General features: G+C 67.0%; 18 protein-coding genes. 10 read left to right on the top strand and 8 right to left on the bottom strand.

The window, feature by feature from the left end; all coding sequences use genetic code 11:
- Window positions 1-90: 90 nt before the first annotated feature.
- Both HRU76_02180 and HRU76_02175 read left to right on the top strand, forming a co-directional pair.
- Entirely contained in the window at window positions 91-360 is a 270-nt protein-coding gene (locus tag HRU76_02180) for a zinc ribbon domain-containing protein (GenBank protein QOJ16470.1), read from the top strand.
- 102 nt (window positions 361-462) lie between these two features.
- Window positions 463-1,257 (top strand): prepilin-type N-terminal cleavage/methylation domain-containing protein, encoded by a 795-nt coding sequence (locus tag HRU76_02175; GenBank protein ID QOJ16469.1) that lies wholly within the window; start codon window positions 463-465, stop codon window positions 1,255-1,257.
- Window positions 1,258-1,281: 24 nt separating this feature from the next.
- On the opposite strand, the gene HRU76_02170 is transcribed toward HRU76_02175, so the two are convergent.
- A complete protein-coding gene (locus HRU76_02170) occupies window positions 1,282-2,478 on the bottom strand; it encodes a transglutaminase domain-containing protein (GenBank protein QOJ16468.1) in 1,197 nt (398 codons plus the stop codon).
- A gap of 274 nt (window positions 2,479-2,752) precedes the next feature.
- On the opposite strand from HRU76_02170, the gene HRU76_02165 reads away from it, so the two are divergent.
- Window positions 2,753-3,904: an aminotransferase class I/II-fold pyridoxal phosphate-dependent enzyme gene (locus HRU76_02165; protein QOJ16467.1), complete on the top strand. Its 1,152-nt coding sequence runs from the start codon at window positions 2,753-2,755 to the stop codon at window positions 3,902-3,904.
- Between the two features lie 40 nt (window positions 3,905-3,944).
- Here HRU76_02165 and HRU76_02160 read toward each other — a convergent pair whose 3' ends face one another.
- Window positions 3,945-5,675, bottom strand: a complete 1,731-nt coding sequence (locus tag HRU76_02160) for a hypothetical protein (protein ID QOJ16466.1) — start codon at window positions 5,673-5,675, stop codon at window positions 3,945-3,947.
- A 176-nt stretch (window positions 5,676-5,851) separates the two neighbouring features.
- Between HRU76_02160 and rplU the strand changes: the two genes are divergently transcribed.
- Window positions 5,852-6,169 carry a 50S ribosomal protein L21 gene (gene rplU, locus HRU76_02155; protein ID QOJ16465.1) on the top strand — a complete coding sequence of 106 codons (318 nt, stop codon included), beginning with the start codon at window positions 5,852-5,854 and terminating at the stop codon, window positions 6,167-6,169.
- Between the two features lie 48 nt (window positions 6,170-6,217).
- Here the strand turns inward: rplU and HRU76_02150 are convergent, their stop codons facing one another.
- The 3 genes from HRU76_02150 to HRU76_02140 form a co-directional block, all read right to left on the bottom strand.
- A complete protein-coding gene (locus HRU76_02150) occupies window positions 6,218-6,985 on the bottom strand; it encodes a hypothetical protein (GenBank protein ID QOJ16464.1) in 768 nt (255 codons plus the stop codon).
- Window positions 6,972-7,922 carry an amidohydrolase family protein gene (locus HRU76_02145; GenBank protein ID QOJ16463.1) on the bottom strand — a complete coding sequence of 317 codons (951 nt, stop codon included), beginning with the start codon at window positions 7,920-7,922 and terminating at the stop codon, window positions 6,972-6,974. Before HRU76_02145 ends, HRU76_02150 begins: the two co-directional genes overlap by 14 nt.
- Before the next feature lie 138 nt (window positions 7,923-8,060).
- A complete protein-coding gene (locus tag HRU76_02140; protein QOJ16462.1) occupies window positions 8,061-9,068 on the bottom strand; it encodes a M48 family metalloprotease in 1,008 nt (335 codons plus the stop codon).
- Between the two features lie 61 nt (window positions 9,069-9,129).
- On the opposite strand from HRU76_02140, the gene ubiE reads away from it, so the two are divergent.
- Window positions 9,130-9,918 carry a bifunctional demethylmenaquinone methyltransferase/2-methoxy-6-polyprenyl-1,4-benzoquinol methylase UbiE gene (gene ubiE / locus HRU76_02135; protein ID QOJ16461.1) on the top strand — a complete coding sequence of 263 codons (789 nt, stop codon included), beginning with the start codon at window positions 9,130-9,132 and terminating at the stop codon, window positions 9,916-9,918.
- Window positions 9,919-9,974: 56 nt separating this feature from the next.
- On the opposite strand, the gene HRU76_02130 is transcribed toward ubiE, so the two are convergent.
- A complete protein-coding gene (locus HRU76_02130; GenBank protein QOJ16460.1) occupies window positions 9,975-10,844 on the bottom strand; it encodes a pirin family protein in 870 nt (289 codons plus the stop codon).
- A 104-nt stretch (window positions 10,845-10,948) separates the two neighbouring features.
- Between HRU76_02130 and HRU76_02125 the strand changes: the two genes are divergently transcribed.
- A complete protein-coding gene (locus HRU76_02125; protein QOJ16459.1) occupies window positions 10,949-11,296 on the top strand; it encodes a helix-turn-helix transcriptional regulator in 348 nt (115 codons plus the stop codon).
- 297 nt (window positions 11,297-11,593) lie between these two features.
- A complete protein-coding gene (locus HRU76_02120) occupies window positions 11,594-12,301 on the top strand; it encodes a B12-binding domain-containing protein (GenBank protein ID QOJ16458.1) in 708 nt (235 codons plus the stop codon).
- A 98-nt stretch (window positions 12,302-12,399) separates the two neighbouring features.
- Here the strand turns inward: HRU76_02120 and HRU76_02115 are convergent, their stop codons facing one another.
- Window positions 12,400-12,903 (bottom strand): DUF1294 domain-containing protein, encoded by a 504-nt coding sequence (locus HRU76_02115; protein ID QOJ16457.1) that lies wholly within the window; start codon window positions 12,901-12,903, stop codon window positions 12,400-12,402.
- Between HRU76_02115 and ettA the strand changes: the two genes are divergently transcribed.
- Both ettA and uvsE read left to right on the top strand, forming a co-directional pair.
- Window positions 12,875-14,563: an energy-dependent translational throttle protein EttA gene (gene ettA / locus HRU76_02110; protein ID QOJ16456.1), complete on the top strand. Its 1,689-nt coding sequence runs from the start codon at window positions 12,875-12,877 to the stop codon at window positions 14,561-14,563. The two genes, HRU76_02115 and ettA, sit on opposite strands and share 29 nt — an antisense overlap.
- A gap of 93 nt (window positions 14,564-14,656) precedes the next feature.
- Window positions 14,657-15,631, top strand: coding sequence for a UV DNA damage repair endonuclease UvsE (gene uvsE / locus HRU76_02105; protein QOJ16455.1), 975 nt, complete (start codon window positions 14,657-14,659; stop codon window positions 15,629-15,631).
- A gap of 48 nt (window positions 15,632-15,679) precedes the next feature.
- Here uvsE and HRU76_02100 read toward each other — a convergent pair whose 3' ends face one another.
- On the bottom strand, window positions 15,680-16,042 hold the full coding sequence (locus HRU76_02100) for a PilZ domain-containing protein (protein ID QOJ16454.1): 363 nt from the start codon (window positions 16,040-16,042) through the stop codon (window positions 15,680-15,682).
- Between the two features lie 213 nt (window positions 16,043-16,255).
- Here HRU76_02100 and ispE point away from each other — a divergent pair, with 213 nt between their 5' ends.
- Window positions 16,256-17,134 carry a 4-(cytidine 5'-diphospho)-2-C-methyl-D-erythritol kinase gene (gene ispE, locus HRU76_02095; GenBank protein ID QOJ16453.1) on the top strand — a complete coding sequence of 293 codons (879 nt, stop codon included), beginning with the start codon at window positions 16,256-16,258 and terminating at the stop codon, window positions 17,132-17,134.
- Window positions 17,135-17,230: the final 96 nt, after the last annotated feature.

Below are 17,230 nucleotides of genomic sequence, written 5' to 3'. Positions count from 1 at the left end.
ACGGAACTCGACCTTGAAACGCGATGGCTTGCCGGGGGATGGTCTTTGCTCGTCGATTGACCTCAACCAGCGCAGCGTCTTCCATCCACCATGACCCACCGGCGGCCCGTGGATGATGAGGACCACGAAGAACCCTCCATCGAGGATCTGGAGCGGTTCGGCCATCAGAGCGCCTACTGCCCCACGTGCGGTGCGGAGGTGTGGGACGATGCCCAGCACTGCTCCGACTGTGGGGCCTACTTCGAGATGGCCTCTCCCGAACCTCCCGTCGTTCGTGACATGAAGCGGGCATGGCGAAAGACGGCGGTTCTGGTGGGGGCCGTGGCGTTTGTCGTGCTGGTGATTGTCCTGACCCGTTGACGGGGACAGGGTGCTTCCCGGGGGTTTGGGAACGGCGCTTCCGGCGAGTTATGGGTTATTTTTTCTGGCGGCGGCGTCCGTGGCATGTATCATACTTGTCACATGCACCTGATCCGAGCCCTGCCAATCCGCCGCGCCTTCACGCTGATCGAGGTGCTGGTGGTCATCGGGATCATCGCCATCCTCATGGCGATCCTGATTCCCGCGCTGCGCAGCGCCTCGATGTCCTCCAAGATGGCCACCACGGGCAGCAACCTCAAGCAGATCGGGGCGGCGATTCACGCCTACCTGAACACGTATGAGAACCACCTGCCCCAGAAGGCGTGGGACATCGGGGGCGGCACGCGCGTCATTGTCGGCGCTCTGTTCGGCGGCAAGCGGGGCACGCTGCCGTTTTTCGGCATCAACCAGGTGGGTTCGGATGAGCGACCGCTCAATCGGTTCATCTCCGGGAATCTCGGGCCGCTTGACAACGGGCGCGATCAGGAGATGACGGTGTTCCAGTCCCCGCTGGACATCGGCCAGCCCGATACCGGCTTCGGAGCCGCCAGCTCGCTGTACGACTACCTCGGATCGAGCTACACGCTCAACGATCACTCGCTGGATGGGGAGGAGTTTTCGACGCTGGTGCCAGCCATCGGGCCGGACGGCAGACCAGGCGGGCGGATGCCCCGCATCGCCGATACCACCAAGACCTGGGTGGTGGCGGAGCACCCCATCTACAACTACCAGCAGGGCGGCAACCGTCGACAGGCGTGGTACAACGGCGATGTTCGCGCCAGCATGTGGTTCCTCGACGGGCACGTGCTGCTGGGGGCGCGCATTCCCGAGGGCGTGGTGAACACGACGCCCGATTACACCTTCCTGCCGACGCCGGACTGGTTCAGCGGTCCGTGAGCAGGCCGCGCCGGTTCTGTCGCGTCAGCCCGGGTCGTCCTCGCCTCGTCCCCGCTTCGTGATGGTGAATGTGATCGTCTGGTCGTAGCTGGGCTGTTTCTGGGGCCGGGGATCCCACCCCCACAGGGCGGGATTTCGCGGCGTCTCCACCGTGGCCGGCGGGATGAAGTGGTAGGCCAGCACCACGCGCCTGTTCAGGTCGTCCAGGCGACCGAAGAACTCCCACTTGTTGGCCAGGTTGCTGTACTGGCTGCCGCCCTTGCCGCGGATGGCGTTGGGGTCGAAGGCGACCCATCCGGAGTTGGGCAGGTAGAACTCGCCCCAGGAGACGAAGGTGGTTTTGTCACCCGTGCCGGTGAGAATCTCCTCCAGCCCGATCACCGGCCTGGCGGGAATGCCCGCGGCGCGCAGCAGGGCGATGCACACGCACACCAGGTCATGTTCGGTGCCGATCCATCGCTTGACCCGGTCGGGGGTCGTCACCACCGCCAGCGCCCCGCGCATGTTCAGCCCATGCAGCCCGTACAGTCCCCGATTCACACCCTCGCCGTTGATCTGGAAGTTGTTGATCGTGTCCGCCACGATCTTCTTGGCGAGCCGATAGGGCGTCTCCGTCAGCAGGTGATCGCCGTAGGCCGCCTGCACCATCGTGCGAAAAATGGGATTGTCCGACTCGATGCCCCACTGGGCCGCCAGCCCGTCCTTGACGTGATCGGGCCACGCGCGGTCGCGCGGCCACGCCGTGCGCTGGGCCAGGTTCTCGTCGATGTCCGCCGACCACGTCTGCGTGCGGAAACTCACGCCCCAGCGCACCGATCGCGCCATCATCTGGGGGGTCACCTGGGGCACCACCATGCGCAGCAGGTGCGTGTTGTAGGGCTTGTCCTTCTCGCGCGACATGGCGAGCTTCTCGGGCGGCACGCGGTGCTCGTTGACGAAGACGAATCCCTGATCCGTGTTCACGAACACCTTGCTGTACTGCCCCATGAAGATGACGGGCATGACGATCGGCGCCTCGTCGAACTGGAACAGCCCGTATCGGGCGGCGTCGCCGGTGGCCGCCTGCGTCTGGATCGTGACCGTGTACGACACGTCGTACAGCCGCGGTTCGTAGCGCCGAAGCGCGTTGATCGGCGGGCTGTCACCTTCCGCCACCCGCACGAAACCGGCGACGGTCAACAGCGATGCAGCGACGACGGCACTTCCCAGGCGCTTCACCACGGAGCGGCTCCCTGTCTGTGGGCGGAGATTCACCCTTCCCCGCCTGATTCTACCGGATGACTCCCGGTTTGATCCCTGTCACTTTCTCAAGGACACCACGCGCGGTCCATCACATTCCTCCGACCGCGTGGTACGAAGGAGATGTCACTCCCTCTCCCCCTGGGGCGGGCCGGGGTGAGAGAGAATCCTCGCGTCCGCCACCGACCCGATCGGCGTGCTCAGCGGCAGGGAGTCACCATCGACAACCCCCGAGCCCTTCGGCTACCCTCCCCCCATGACCATCGCGCAGCGACTCGCCCCGTTCGGCGAAACCATCTTCACAGAGATCACCCGCATGGCGGTGAAGCACCAGGCGGTCAACCTGGGGCAGGGCTTCCCCAACTTTGATGGACCTGCATTCGTGAAGGATGCCGCCATCGACGCCATCCGCGCCGGGCACAACCAGTACGCCCGCATGTACGGCGTGCCGGACCTGAACCGCGCCGTCGCCGAGCGATTCCGTCTCGACAGCGGACTGACTGTGGACGGCGAAACCGAGGTGACCATCACCTCCGGCTGCACCGAGGCCCTGCCCGCGACCCTGCTCGGGCTGGTCAATCCCGGCGATGAAGTCATCCTGTTCGAGCCGTTCTACGACTCGTACCCCGCCTGCGCCGCGTTCGCGGGGGCGACCGTGCGGGTGGTGACGCTGCGCCCGCCGGACTTCGGGTTCGACGAGCGCGAACTTCGCAGGGCGTTTACCGACCGCACGCGGGCGATCGTGGTCAACACGCCCCACAACCCCACGGGCAAGGTGTTTTCACGCGGGGAAATGGAGTTGATCGCTCAGCTGTGCATGAAGCACGACGCCATCGCCATCACCGATGAGGTCTACGAGCGGATCATCTTCGAGGGCGAACACGTGCGAATGGCGGCGCTGGATGGCATGCGCGAGCGCACCGTGACGCTGTCGTCGCTGGGCAAGACGTTCTCGCTGACGGGCTGGAAGATCGGCTGGGCCATCGCACCGCCCGCGCTGACGAAAGGCGTGCGCGCGGCCCACCAGTTCCTCACTTTCGCCACCGCCACGCCGCTGCAACACGGGGCGGTCGCCGCGCTGAACGCGCCGCAGTCGTACTACGACGCCCTGCTGGCCATGTACCGCGCCAAGCGAGACCTGCTGTGCGACGGGCTGGCCCGCGTGGGCTTCCGAGTCCACAAGCCGCGCGGCACGTACTTCGCGTACGTTGACCACACGCCCTTCGGCTTCGCGGACGATGTGTCCTTCTGCCGCCACCTGATCGAGCACATCGGCGTGGCGGCGATTCCGCCCAGCGTGTTCTACGTGAACCGCGAGGAAGGCCGCACTCTGGTGCGCTTCGCGTTCTGCAAGGATGATGCAACGCTGCGGGAAGCCATCGGGCGGATGGCGCGGCTGGTGGGGTGATCCAACGTGCGATCAGGCGGGCGAATCATGAGATCAGCCGTCACTCGGCGGTTCGTCTTCCGATCAGACACACCCCCGCACTCAACCCCGTTCCGATCACCATCTGCCAGGGCATGGCCAGCCGGGCCGTGCTGGTCAGCCCTGCATCGTCCAGCAGGGGACGAAGCACGCCGTCCAGCCAGCCCATCTGAATGGTCAGGATCGTGACAAACCCCGTCAGCAGGGCGGTGATGGCGGACACGCTGTTGCCCCGCCGCGTCCACAGCGTCACCATGAACACCGCCAGCAGCCCCGTGTAGGCGTAGAGCATCACGCCCAGGGCGAAGTCGATCAGCGTCTTGCCGCTCGCCGTCTGCCATGTGATGCAGATGAACGCGAAGCCCGCCAGCACGATGGCCCAGCCCATCACGGCCAGGCGCGACACCCACCGCTCGGCGCGGTCCGGCGTGGCGGCGGATGTCCGGGGCATGCTGTCGCCGTGGCCCGCGCCGGCTCGCTCTGCGGCGCGGGCGCTCCGCCGCCTCGCGTAGGGCCGGTAGAAATCCGTCACCGTGGTCGAGGCCAGCGCGTTGAGCGTCGAGTCCAGCGTGCTCATCGCTGCGGCGAAAAGACCCGCCACCATCAGCCCGCGCATGCCCGCGCCCATCTCGTGCAGGATGAACTCGAGGAACACCTGCCGCTGATCCATCACCGTGTAGCCCGGCGCGGCATCGCCCATCAGGTCGGACCGCTCGTAGAACACGTACAGCAGCAGCCCGATCAGCAGGAACAGGGCGACCACGGGCCATGTCAGCAGGTTGGACACGATGACCGACCATGCGCCGCGTTTCGCGCTGCGGCAGGTGAGCATCCGCTGCACCAGGTCGTGGTCCGCCCCGAACGCGGCCAGGAAGAACAGCGTCCACCCGATCAGGATTGCGGGCAGCGTGTACTGGTTTGTCAGCGACCACTGCGTATCAAGCACCAGCAGTTTCGTCCCACCGGCGTGCCGGGTGGCCGCCAGAGCGTCGTAGACATCGCCCGCGGGCACGGGCACGCGGACCATGATCCAGACAAGTGCGATCACCACGCAGGAGATGAAGACCATCGCCTGAAGCACGTCGGTCCAGATGACCGCCCGGATGCCGCCCACCATCGTGTACGCGGTGGCGCCCACGGAGATGAGCACGATCGAGAGGGCCAGATGCTGCGGGTCGGTGTCGCCGAACACGATCGTGGAGAAGGGGATGCCCACCATGAACAGCCGCGCCCCGCTGGCGAAGACGCGCCCGATCATGAACATCACGGTGGCCGCCCGCTGCGCGCCGACGCCCAGCCCCCGACCCAGCACCTCGTAGATGCTGGTGACGTTGAGCCGGTAGTACGTGGGGATGAAGAACAGCGCGGAAAGAACCACCGCCAGCAGCGCGGCGAGGTTGACGGCGAAGTACGTCAGGTTGCCCGCGTAGGCCTGCTGCGGACCTCCCAGAAACGTGGCGGCGGACATGGACGTCGCCAGCACCGACACCGCCGCGGCCCACATCGGGATGCGGCGACCGGCGAGAAAGAAATCATCCGCGCCGCGACGCTTCATGCTCACCGCAACGCCGATGATGACCACGATCACCATGTACCCCAGCAGCACCGCCCAGTCGAGGGCGGTGAAGCGGGCCAGACCGGGGATCACACCGGGGGTTACTCCGGGGATGGTTCCAGGGTCGCTTCCGGAAGTGGTCGCGGGGGCCGACACCGTGGCGGCGGTGGCGATCAGGATGGAGAAGGGCGGATTCACGCGGCGGCGGGTTGATCGGGGCAGGGACGTGGTGGGAGGACGGGAAGGGTGTCGAGCCGCCCGGCCTGGCGGCCGCCTCACGAGCCGACCACCTGTCCGGGTCGCTTGGCTTGCCGATTCAGACGGCTAAGATATCGACCCTTCGCATCGCGGAGGGCCATGCAGGGAGTCGAACCGTGTACGCCATCATCGAAGACAGCGGGACGCAGATCAAAGTGACGCCGGGCGACGTGCTGGAGATCGATCTCCGGGACGGGGCGACGGCGGGATCCACCATCACCTTCGACCGCGTGCTGCTGGTCGGCGACGGTAAGTCCGCCGCCAAGGTTGGTACGCCCTATCTGAAGGGGGCCTCGGTGTCCGCCGAGGTGCTCGAGGAGTTCAAGGGCGAGAAGATCGATGTGATCAAGTTCAAGCGGCGGCACGGCTACAAGAAGAAGCAGGGCCACCGCCAGCGCTACCTGCGCGTGAAGATCGGCGACGTGAAGGGCTGAATACGTCCGTCCCGGATCGATACTCGGATGTGAACGACCCGCGCCCCGTCAACCGGGGCGCTTCTCTTTTTGCGCCCGATCAATGACCCGATTCTCGCCCATCACGTAACGCGGGCGTCCCAGTCGATTGGTCACGATCTGGCTGGCGGCGAAAGAGAGCCGTCTCGCCAGTCGGTCGTCCAGCGTGGCGGTGAAACTGCCGGTCAGAGAGGATGGTCCAAGCCGGTCCACCCAGCCGGCGGAGGATTCCACCAGCGTCAGGGACGCCTCGGGCACGGAAATGGTCATCCTGCCTGATCCGACCTTTCCTGACGGCTTCGCAAACCCCGCCCCGGCGTAGATGCCGAACTCCTCGCCCACGAAGATCACGTGCCGCACCGAGCAGTTGGTGGCGGCGGAGTCGAGCGGCGTCTTGCCGGCACGGGGCAGCCAGAGCAGCTCGATGTGGACGAACTGGCCCCGGTCGATGCGGCCTTCGAGCATGTCCTTCGTCGGAGCGTCGAGCAGGAAGAACGACGCGACGTTCTCTTCCGACGGGCGGTACACCGAGGTGGTGAAGCGTCCGGGCAGCGTGACCGCGTCGGCCCCGTAGGACTCAACCCGGAGCGTACCGGAGACGGCCTTGCCTGAGCAGCCGGCGAGAGCGGCCCCCGTGAGAAGAAGGGCGGCGAGGATCGGGAGATTGCGCCGGGATCGCATCGATGGATGGGCGGTTGAGGGTGATCGATTGATCGCGGGCGGGACGCCCACGCCACTGGTGGTAGGGGCGGGCGGGACGCCCACGCCGCTGTTCTGACCGCCGCTATTCCGCATCATCGTCCTCATCCGCTTCCGCGGCGGCGTGGGCCATCTCGGAGAAGGGGTCCGATTCGTCCGTCGTCCGCGATTCCATCCGCTGGTTGGAGATTTCACTCTCGATGCCCAGCGCCTGGAGCGAGTCGCGTTCGATGATCGACCGGATCAGCGACCGCTGGATGGTGGGCAGGTGTGTTCCCTGGGCGAAGGCGTTGAGCGAGTACATCGCCTCGATGGCCTGCGACGGGGTTACGAATGGCCCACCGGAGCCGAAGAGGATCTTGTCCATCACCTCCGCGCCATCCGCCGCCACGAGGGCGTTGTACAGTTCCCACGGCTTGCCGCCCAGGCAGGCGACGTCGGCATAGATGTTGGGGTGCTTGGCGATCAGGGCGATGGTCTCGCTCACCCACGGCCAGCCCATCTCGCCGATGACCAGTTTCAGCGTGGGAACGCTGCGGGCCACCTCATCGAACAGGTAGGGACGGGCGAACTCCAGCACCGTGGAGGCCGAGTGGGGAATGTCATTGGTCACGAAGACGGGCAGGTGCAGTTCGGCGCACCGCTCATAGACGCGCATCGCCAGCGAGTGGGCGGGGTGGTAGCCCTGCATGCCGGGGCTGAGGCAGACGCCGCACAGACCCAGGTGAACGGCCTTCTCCAGCTCCGTCATGGCGTTGGGGGACATGGGATCAATGCCCGCGATGCCCACCCGGCGCCGCGGGTCGCCCGCCACAAACTCGGCGATCACCTCGTTCGGAAGCGTCGCCCCGAGCAGGTCGGAACGGAAGCCCAGCACGCACGAGGCCGTGACGCACCCGGACGCCCGATCATGGCCGGCGGCCGAGCCGTCGAGCATGTTCCAGCGGTCGGCGTAGCGGCGTCGCAACTGGTTGGCGATCTCCGTGCCCAGCAGGTCAAGTTTGGACCAGATCCGTGTCCGAAGGTCGATGATCATGCGTCGATTCCGAAGCGTCCTACGGTGCCCATCGACCAAAGCCGTGGGTCGAATGCACAGGTTGGATTATAACGGATCGCGCCAGCCCCGCACGGGCTGACGGCAGAAGTTGCGCGGGTCAGGTTACCCAGTGTGACATCAATCGACCGGACCGCCAAACCGGCAGTGGGCGCACCACCCGCCTACCCGCGCCAGCAGACGATGGCGCGTCGCAGGTGCATCATCCAGCGACCCAACTGACACGGAACCCACTGATTCAGCGGAGCTTGTGTCTGCGGCGAGAGTCGGAAGACCTTCCTGCCGCAACGAAGCGCCAGGTGGCGGAGGCAAGTAGGGTTTCGCCCGCCGCGCGAACCGATCGGCGAACAGCCCGAACGATGGGTTGCCTTGTGTGTGAGCGTAGGTTGTCTCCACCAGCTGGCGGGCGTCGCGCTGGCGGCTTTCCGGGTTGGGGTGAGTGGACAGAAACTCCGGCGGGCGCTCGCCGGTCGAGACGCTGACCAGAATCCCCAGCAGCTCCACCATGCCCATGGGGTCATAGCCCGCCGCCGTCATGTAACGCATGCCCAGCCGGTCGGATTCGCGCTCCTGGTCTCGCCCGAACTTGAGCAGGTACCCCTGTCCGCCCGCGCCGACCACGAGCGGGACGATCTGCCCAACCGCGCTGTCTCCCGTAAACGCCTCGGCGATGCCCTGGATGACCATCGCCTGGCTGATGCGCTCGTTGCCATGCTTCGCCGTCACGTGGCCGATCTCGTGCCCCAGCACGGCGGCGAGCTGGGCCTCGTTGCTCATGTACGACATGAGCGCCCGGCTGATGAACACCTTCCCGCCCGGCAGGGCGAAGGCGTTGATCACGTCCGAATCCAGCACCGTGAACTCCCACGGCAGGTTGGGGTAGTCGGCCTCGGTGAGAGCGGCCATCCGCTTGCCGATGCCATCGACGTAGGCGCGCAGGTCGGCGGACTTCACCTCGCCGCCGTATTCGGTGACCAGCTGCGGCTTGGCTTCCGCACCGAGCGCGATCTCCTGCTCGTCAGACATGAGCAGGAACTGGCTGCGCTCCGTGGCGGGATTGGTGGAGCAGCCGCTCGCGGTCGCCAGCAGCCCGAGCGAGAAGAGGACGGTTGCAACGAGGCGCGGCATCGGGGTGCTCCTGAGAAGTGTGTGCGCGGTTGGTCCGACACGTTCATAGTATCACGCACGAATGTCCCAGCCGTCTTCCGTCGATCCCGTTTCGTCTGCCCCCGATCGCGCCTGGTCGCCGTCAGATCTGGCCGGCGATCCGCACGCCGCCGCGGACAAGGCGGCGCGGGTGCGGCGGATGTTCGGCGCCATCGCGCGTCGCTACGACCTGAACAACCGGCTCCACTCCTTCGGCTTGGACCGATGCTGGCGCGCCCGCGCCGTGCGCGAAGCGGGCGTCACGTCCGAGAGCGACGTGCTGGACGTGGCCTGCGGCACCGGCGACCTGTCGCTGGCGTTCACCCGGGCGGGGGCGCGGCAGGTGATCGGAGCGGACTTCACGCCGCAGATGCTCGACCTGGCGCGGGACAAGGCGCGTCGGCGCGGGGCGCTGGGCGAACGGCTCCGCTTCGAGCACGGCGACGCCATGAATCTCGAATACAGCGATGCGAGTTTCGACATTGTGTCGATCGCCTTCGGGCTGCGCAACGTGAGCGACCCGCCGCGGGCGCTCACCGAGTTCCGGCGTGTGCTTCGGCCCGGCGGGCGTCTGGTGGTGCTGGAGTTCAGCCGCCCGCGCAACCGGCTTGTTCGGGCGGGCAACGACTTCTACACGCGCCGCGTCATGCCGCTCACAGCCACGCTCATCGCGCGGGACCGGAGCGGGGCCTATCGATACCTGCCGCGCTCGGTGGAGACGTTTCCCGAAGGGAACGATCTGCTCGACCTGATCCGCCGCGCGGGGTTCACCTCCACCCGCGCCGTGCCGCTGACGATGGGCGTCTGCACGATCTCGATCGGGCAGCGCTGAGGCATGCACGGCGAGGGCCAGGGGCGCCACGCCGCACACACCCGCGCCCGTGTCGTTCACAGTTGTCCGAAACGTCCCGAGCGGAAGTCCTCCACCGCCTGGTGAATCTCCCGCGTGGAGTTCATCACGAATGGGCCATAGGCGACGACCGGCTCATCAATCGGCTCGCCGCCCACGATGAGCAGGTCCGCCCCGTCGTCGGTGCGCAGGTCGATGCCCGCGCCATCGCGATCCAGCACCGCCAGTTCACGGGCGCTCACCGGGCGATCCGGGCCGATCCGGACGGATCCGCTCCGCACGAACACCGCGGCGTTGGCGCCTTGTCGAATGGGCAGCGTGACGGCCGCGCCGGGGCTCAGCCGTACATCCCACAGGATGACGGGGGTGAAGGTGCTCGCGGCGCCTGACGTACCGTTGAAGTCGCCCGCGATGACGCGAATCGAGCCCGCGCCGTGCGGCAGGTCAATCGTGGGGATCGCCTCGCGCCGCAGTTCCTGGTATCGCGGGGCGTCCATCTTGTGGCGCGCCGGCAGGTTCACCCACAACTGGGCCATCTCCAGCGTGCCGCCCTCGCGGGTGAAGCGGTCAGAGTGCTTCTCCTCGTGCAGCACCCCCGAGGCGGCGGTCATCCACTGCACGTCGCCGGGGCCGATGCTTCCCCGGTTGCCCGCGGTGTCGCGGTGCTCCAGTTCGCCCTGGTAGACCACGGTGACGGTTTCGAAGCCGCGGTGAGGGTGGGAATCCACACCGCGCGGCTTGCTCGATGGCTCGAACCGCGCCGGACCGGCGTAGTCCATCAGCACGAACGGGCTGAGCCGCGACTGCGTGGTCTGCGGCGAGATCACGGACGAAACGGGAAATCCGTCGCCCACCCAGTGCATGTCCGGGCTGGGCTTCACTTCCATCACAGTCTTGGTGCGGATCATGGATCGTTCTCCACAGCGGTGATTCGCTGGCCATACTACGAACCAAACGATACAATGTTCAAGTATGCACATTCACATCATGTACTATCAATAAGGTTAGTGTCATGCGTCCAAGTCGAAAGTCAGTCGGATGCCCTGTCGAAGTGACCCTGCGCGTCATCGGCGGGCGGTGGAAAGTGATGATCCTTCACTTCCTGCTTGAGAGCACGCAGCGATTCAACGCGCTGCAGCGGCTCCTGGGCGGCATCTCGGCTCGCACGCTGGCCAGCCAGTTGCGCGATCTGGAGCGCGATGGGATCGTCGCCCGCACGGTCTACCCGGAGATTCCCCCGCGCGTGGAGTATTCGCTCACCCCTCTGGGCGGGAGTCTGAAGCCGATCCTGATGGCGATGCACGAATGGGGTGAGCGGTTCCCGGACGTGTCGAAGGCCGAGAGGCGTGGGTCGGATTGAATGCGAGCCGGTCATTTCGGTGTCTTCGCGTCGCCCCCGGGTCGATCGAGGCGACATGCTTCAGTGTGACTGGTTATTGGACTCTCAGCGTCACGTTTGGTGACGGGTTATCCCGCCTTGTCCGATAGGTGCGTGCGTCGTGTCGCGTCGCGGCGCTTGCAGGATCACGCGACGGTCGCTCGATGAACACGGGCGTCAGTTGATCCGCCGCGGCCACGGAGGTCGCCGCACCACCCACCCATACGTTGTCCCCGGCCACGGACGCCCGGGACAACCCGACCTGAGGGAGTGATACCCGTGAACGAAGAAATGCTCATCGAACGGCTCTTCCAGACCGCGGTTTCGGGCGATCGTCGCGGCGCGCGTCAGATCGTGCAGGAAACCATCCACGACGGCATGCCCGCCGAGGAACTCTCGCTCCGCGTGGTGTGGCCCACGCTCGAGGCGGTGAATCGGCTCTTCCGCGCCGATCAGATGTCCACGCTTTCGCACCACTACGCCACGCGCATCCTTCGCTCCGTGGCCGATCAGGCGCAGGTGCGCTACGTGCAGAAGCCACGCCGCAACCGGACCGTCTGCCTCTTCAGCGGTCCCAGCGAAACCGAGGAGCTCGCCGGGCAGCTGGTGGCCGATCTTTCCGAGGCGGACGGCTACGACGTCTTCTTCGGCGGGGGCGGCATCGCGCAGGACGAGATTCTCACCGAGGTCGCCGAGCGAGGCGCTGACATTCTTCTCATGTTCGCCTCCGCGGCCAGCGACGCGCCGATGATCCGCCAGCTCATCGACACCATCCGAGGCGTCGGGGCGTGCCCGAACATGCAGATCGTCGTGGGCGGCGGCGTGTTCAACCGCGCCGAGGGGCTTGCCGAGGAAATCGGCGCCGACCTGTGGGCTCGCGATCCCGGCGAACTGCTCGACCTGCTGGTGACCCAGCGTGCCCGACGCGCCGCCATGGAGCATCAGCGCACGGTCGGCAAGACCCGGCGCATCGCCAAGGCGGCGTGATCCGACGGTCAGCCGTCAATCAACAGTCCAGACGCAGCAACGCCCGGATGGTGGACCGGGCGTTGTTGTCATTCAGCCCGGGGCGACGGACGCATCGCTCAGGAGAGAGCCGCCCACAGCAGAAGCGCCCCGTGCAGCATGGCGATGAGGACCGTCGCCGCCACGAATCCGCGCTTGCGCACCTTGTGACGCAGCGCCCACTGTCCGACGATTGCGCCGCTGACGCCCCCGAGCAGCGCGAGCAGGTGCAGCGTGGTTTCGGGCACGCGGCGGCGCTGGCGCATCGACGCCCACTTGTCGAAGGCGTAGACGACCAGCGTCACGCCGCCGACGATCAGGTGGATGAGAAGGAGCCAGTGGAGCATCGGGGGTGGAGCGGGGGAAGGGAAGAGGGGTGCGGTCCTGAGTGCGGGGCGTCGGGATCGACACGGGATCAGATGCGCGTTCCGCCGCCCCGACCACTCAAGTCTGACAACCGACCGCCGACCACCGGGAACCGACAGCCAGCGCCAGGACTGCCGGACCCTTCGCCCTATCATTCCTGCTTTCCCCCGCCCTTGGTGAGTCCTTCCCATGCCGCCCCAGGAAACCACGCAGATCATCTACTCCATGCTCGGCGTCTCCAAGACGTACGAGAAGAAGCAGGTGCTCAAGAACATCTCGCTGTCGTACTACTACGGCGCCAAGATCGGCGTGCTGGGGCTCAACGGCTCGGGCAAGTCGTCGCTGCTGCGCATCATGGCGGGCGTGGACAGGCAGTACGAAGGCACGATTCACGCGGCCAAGGGGTACTCCATCGGCTTCCTGCCGCAGGAGCCCCTGCTGGGCGAGACGCGCACCGTCATCGAAGTCGTCCGCGAAGGCGTCAAGCCCACCCTCGACCTGCTGGCGGAGTTCGACCGCATCAGCGAGAAGTTCGCCGAGCCCATGTCGGACGACGAAATGGAGAAACTGCTCGCCCGTCAGGGCGACCTGCAGGAGCAGCTCGAGCGTCTGGGCGCGTGGGACATCGACTCGCGCCTCGAGATGGCGATGGACGCCCTGCGATGCCCGCCCGGCGAGATGCGCTGCGACGTGATCTCCGGCGGCGAAAAACGCCGCGTCGCCCTCTGCCGCCTGCTGCTGCAGCAGCCGGACATCCTGCTGCTGGACGAGCCCACCAACCACCTCGACGCCGAGAGCGTGGCGTGGCTCGAGCATCATCTGCAGCAGTATGCCGGCACCATCATCGCGGTCACGCACGATCGCTACTTCCTCGACAACGTGGCCGGGTGGATCCTCGAGCTCGACCGGGGCGAGGGCATTCCGTGGAAGGGCAACTATTCCTCGTGGCTCGATCAGAAGAAGGCCCGGCTCTCGGTGGAGGAGAAGCAGGAGTCCATCCGCCAGAAGGCGCTGGCCCGCGAACTGGAGTGGATCCGCAAGAACCCCGCCGGGCGGCAGGCGAAAAGCAAGGCCCGCATCGCCGCCTATGAGCGCATGGTGTCGGAGGAAAGCGAGAAGCGCGCCCGCGAGATCGAGATCTTCATCCCCCCCGGTCCGCGGCTGGGCAACCTCGTCATCGAGGCCAGGAACGTCTCCAAGGCGTTCGGCGACAACCTGCTGATGGAAGACCTCTCCTTCTCGCTGCCTCCCGGCGGCATCATCGGCGTCATCGGTCCCAACGGCGCGGGCAAGACCACGCTCTTCCGCATGATCACCGGGCTGGACAAGCCCGACTCCGGCGAGTTCCGCGTGGGCGATACCGTCAAGCTCGCCTACGTCGAGCAGACGCGCGACACCCTGCCCGACAGCAAGAACGTGTGGGAGGCCATCAGCGACGGCGACGATGAGATCATGCTCGGCCAGATGAAGGTCAACAGCCGCGCGTTCGTCTCGCGGTTCGGCTTCGTCGGGCCGGATCAGCAGAAACTCGTGGGCAACCTTTCGGGCGGCGAGCGCAACCGCGTTCACCTCGCCCGCATGCTGCGGGCCGGGGCCAACGTCATCCTGCTTGACGAGCCCACCAACGACCTGGACGTGAACGTGATGCGCGGGCTGGAGGAGGCGCTGGAGAACTTCGCCGGCTGCGCGGTCATCATCTCGCACGACCGCTGGTTCCTCGACCGCATCGCCACGCACATCCTCGCCTTCGAGGGCGACGCCCACGTCCACTGGTTCAACGGCAACTACTCGGCGTACGAGGAGGATCGGCGCAAGCGGCTGGGCATCGAGGCCGAGCGACCCCACCGGCTCAAGTACCGCAAGCTGACTCGGGTGTAAGGTGCCGCCCATCGCCTGTCTCGTGATCCAGCCGGCGTGCGGGCCGGTGTGCGGAAGCAGAGCGAGCCGCAACCGAGAGGGAGCGACCCCGCCATGACCCGTCTCGGCCTCTGCTGCCAGTTCGTCGGCGTGCCCATTCGTTTCCGTACGACCACGGCGGCGGTCCTTTCCCGCCTGACCCGACCGCGCGGGCTGGAGAAACTGGCCGACATCGCGCGTCACAACGCCGCCGCCCTGCTGGAGGCGATGGAGTGGTGCGACGCGCACGGGATCGGCTGCTTCCGCGTGGTGAGCCAGGTGCTGCCGATCATCACCCATCCCGCGCACGGCTACCGAATCGAGGATCTGCCGGGATGCGACGCCATCGTCGCCGCCTTCCGCGCCTGCGGCTCGTTCGCCCGCGAGCGCGGCTTCCGCACCACGTTCCATCCCGACCAGTTCGTCGTGCTTTCCTCGCCGGACGAGCGCGTGGTCAGCGCCTCGATCGCCGAGATCGAATACCAGGCGATGGTGGCGACGTGGATCGGCGCGGACGTGATCAACATTCACGCGGGAGGCGGGTACGGCGACAAGCCCGCCGCGCTCGATCGCTTCCGACGCGCCGCCGCCCGGCTGAGCGATCACGCCCGTTCGCTGCTGACGCTGGAGAACGATGACGTCACCTACACGCCCGCCGACCTGCTCGAGCTCTGCCGCGTCGAGTCCATTCCGCTCGTGTACGACGTGCATCACCACCGCTGCCTGCGGGATGATCTCTCGATCGAGGAAGCCACCGCCGCCGCGCTGGCCACCTGGAGCCGCGAGCCGCTGCTGCACATCTCCAGTCCGGTGGGCGGGTGGCGTTCACGCAATCCGCGCCGACATCACGACTTCATCAACATCACCGACTTCCCCGCGTGCTGGCGCGGGTTGAATGTCACCATCGAGGTGGAAGCCAAGAAGAAGGAGAAGGCGGTGCTGCGGCTGAAACGGCAGCTCGAACCGCCGCCGACGAGCGTCCCGCACCGCGAGATCACGAAGCGACCGTGGAGCAGGCCGCGCCGACCCCGTCCGCCGACGCATCGGTGAGTCGGATCGAGCCCGAGTTCCGCGCGGAGCGCTTCGCCACCCTTCAACTCACGCCGCCAGTCGCAGCGCCGCGTCCACCGGCGTCTCCTTCGCCTCGATGAAGCGCACCGCGATGCCCTGACGATGATCCGTCGTCACCACGGAGCGCAGCACCTCGACGGGGAAGAGCTCCTTGGAGCGCAGGATCGCGGGTCGATCGCCCGCGGCCAGGCCCACCAGCAGGCGGTCCCCCGGCGCCAGAGGCAGGGGCCGCGCGATCTCGATGAACGCGCCGCCCTCGGAGATGTTGCACGTGGTGCAGGGGAAGTACCGCCCGCAGCGGGGTTCGTAGATCTTGCCGAACTGCCGTGCATCGACGCGCGGGTGGCGCCGCCGGTCGCGAATGTTGACGGTCTTCACTTCTTCGTGCATGGTCGCATTCCCGATCGCCCCGCCGCCCTGTCGTTATCGGCGCGGCGGCATGGCGACTTGGGTCGGCGTCATGTGTTTCGGAACGGTTGCACCGCGCAGGAAGTGCGCGGTGATCGTCGCCGCGCTCTCTGAGAGTTGACCGACCAGTCCGCTCCCTCACGGTCGCGGCTCGCACAGGGGGTTCGACCGACGCGCCCCCTCCTATCCTCTCCCGTGCCCGACGTGCTCACCATTTCATCGCCCGGCAAGCTCAACCTCGCCCTCGCCGTCGGTCCGCCCGACGAGGACGGCATGCACCCCATCTGCTCGTGGATGGCCACCGTCGATCTGGCCGACGAACTCACCGTCACGCGGCTGCCGGAGGATCGGCTCTCCCGCTACGCCATTCTGTGGCACAGGCAGGCCAGGCGGCGAAGCGACATCAACTGGCCCATCACGCGCGACCTGGCGGTGCGCGCCCACCTGGCGCTGGAGAACCTCCTGGATCGCCGTCTGCCCGTGCAGATGCGCCTGGAGAAGCGGATTCCCGTCGGCGGCGGGATGGGCGGAGGATCATCCAACGCCGCCGCCATGCTCCACGCCGTCAACCAGCTGTTCGAACTGAACCTGCCGCCGGGCGAGCTGGCACGGATCGGCGGCGGGCTTGGCTCCGACGTGCCTTTCTTCGTGCGCGGCGGACACGCCATCGTCGAAGGGCTGGGCGACGTGATCGACCCGCTCCCGCCGCGCCCGCCGCTCCACGCGGTGGCGGCGTTTCCCGACTTCGCCTGTCCCACGGGCCGCGTGTACGGCGCGTTTGATGAGACTCCCGCGCCGCCCCTGCGGTCGCAGGCGGTGCGGGCGCTGGCGACGGCGCCCCGGCTCGACCCCGCGGCGCCATTCAACGACCTGGCCGCCGCCGCGATGCGCGTGGCCCCGGGACTGCGCCCGCTGCTCGACGCCGTCGGCGCCCTCGCCGAGCGACCGGCCCACGTCACCGGCAGCGGTTCCACCGTCTTCGTGCTCTGTGACGACGCCCTGCACGCCGAAGCCCTCGCCGCGGCGATCGAGCAGCGGCTCGAACTGCCCGCCGTCCCCGTGCGCACGCTGTGAGTCGGGTGCAACCACAGATGAACACGAATGAACACGGATAGGGAGAAGAGCGCTACGGTTGTGGCCCAGATGTCCCAAGCCCCGCTTCTGCGGTTC

It is taken from the genome of Phycisphaeraceae bacterium, from assembly GCA_015709595.1.
GTDB lineage: Bacteria > Planctomycetota > Phycisphaerae > Phycisphaerales > SM1A02 > CAADGA01.
The sequence above is the reverse complement of the archived record's forward strand: the minus strand, read 5'-3'. Positions and strand labels throughout refer to the sequence as shown.

Bases quoted from the DNA above. Each gene is read 5' to 3' on its own strand.
- HRU76_02180 (QOJ16470.1), top strand. From the start codon at position 91: ATGACCCACCGGCGGCCCGTGGATGATGAGGACCACGAAGAACCCTCC.
- HRU76_02175 (QOJ16469.1), top strand. From the start codon at position 463: ATGCACCTGATCCGAGCCCTGCCAATCCGCCGCGCCTTCACGCTGATC.
- HRU76_02165 (QOJ16467.1), top strand. From the start codon at position 2,753: ATGACCATCGCGCAGCGACTCGCCCCGTTCGGCGAAACCATCTTCACA.
- HRU76_02150 (QOJ16464.1), bottom strand. From the start codon at position 6,985: ATGATGCGGAATAGCGGCGGTCAGAACAGCGGCGTGGGCGTCCCGCCC.
- HRU76_02145 (QOJ16463.1), bottom strand. From the start codon at position 7,922: ATGATCATCGACCTTCGGACACGGATCTGGTCCAAACTTGACCTGCTG.
- HRU76_02140 (QOJ16462.1), bottom strand. From the start codon at position 9,068: ATGCCGCGCCTCGTTGCAACCGTCCTCTTCTCGCTCGGGCTGCTGGCG.
- ubiE (QOJ16461.1), top strand. From the start codon at position 9,130: ATGTCCCAGCCGTCTTCCGTCGATCCCGTTTCGTCTGCCCCCGATCGC.
- HRU76_02130 (QOJ16460.1), bottom strand. From the start codon at position 10,844: ATGATCCGCACCAAGACTGTGATGGAAGTGAAGCCCAGCCCGGACATG.
- HRU76_02125 (QOJ16459.1), top strand. From the start codon at position 10,949: ATGCGTCCAAGTCGAAAGTCAGTCGGATGCCCTGTCGAAGTGACCCTG.
- ettA (QOJ16456.1), top strand. From the start codon at position 12,875: ATGCCGCCCCAGGAAACCACGCAGATCATCTACTCCATGCTCGGCGTC.
- HRU76_02115 (QOJ16457.1), bottom strand. From the start codon at position 12,903: ATGATCTGCGTGGTTTCCTGGGGCGGCATGGGAAGGACTCACCAAGGG.
- uvsE (QOJ16455.1), top strand. From the start codon at position 14,657: ATGACCCGTCTCGGCCTCTGCTGCCAGTTCGTCGGCGTGCCCATTCGT.
- HRU76_02100 (QOJ16454.1), bottom strand. From the start codon at position 16,042: ATGCACGAAGAAGTGAAGACCGTCAACATTCGCGACCGGCGGCGCCAC.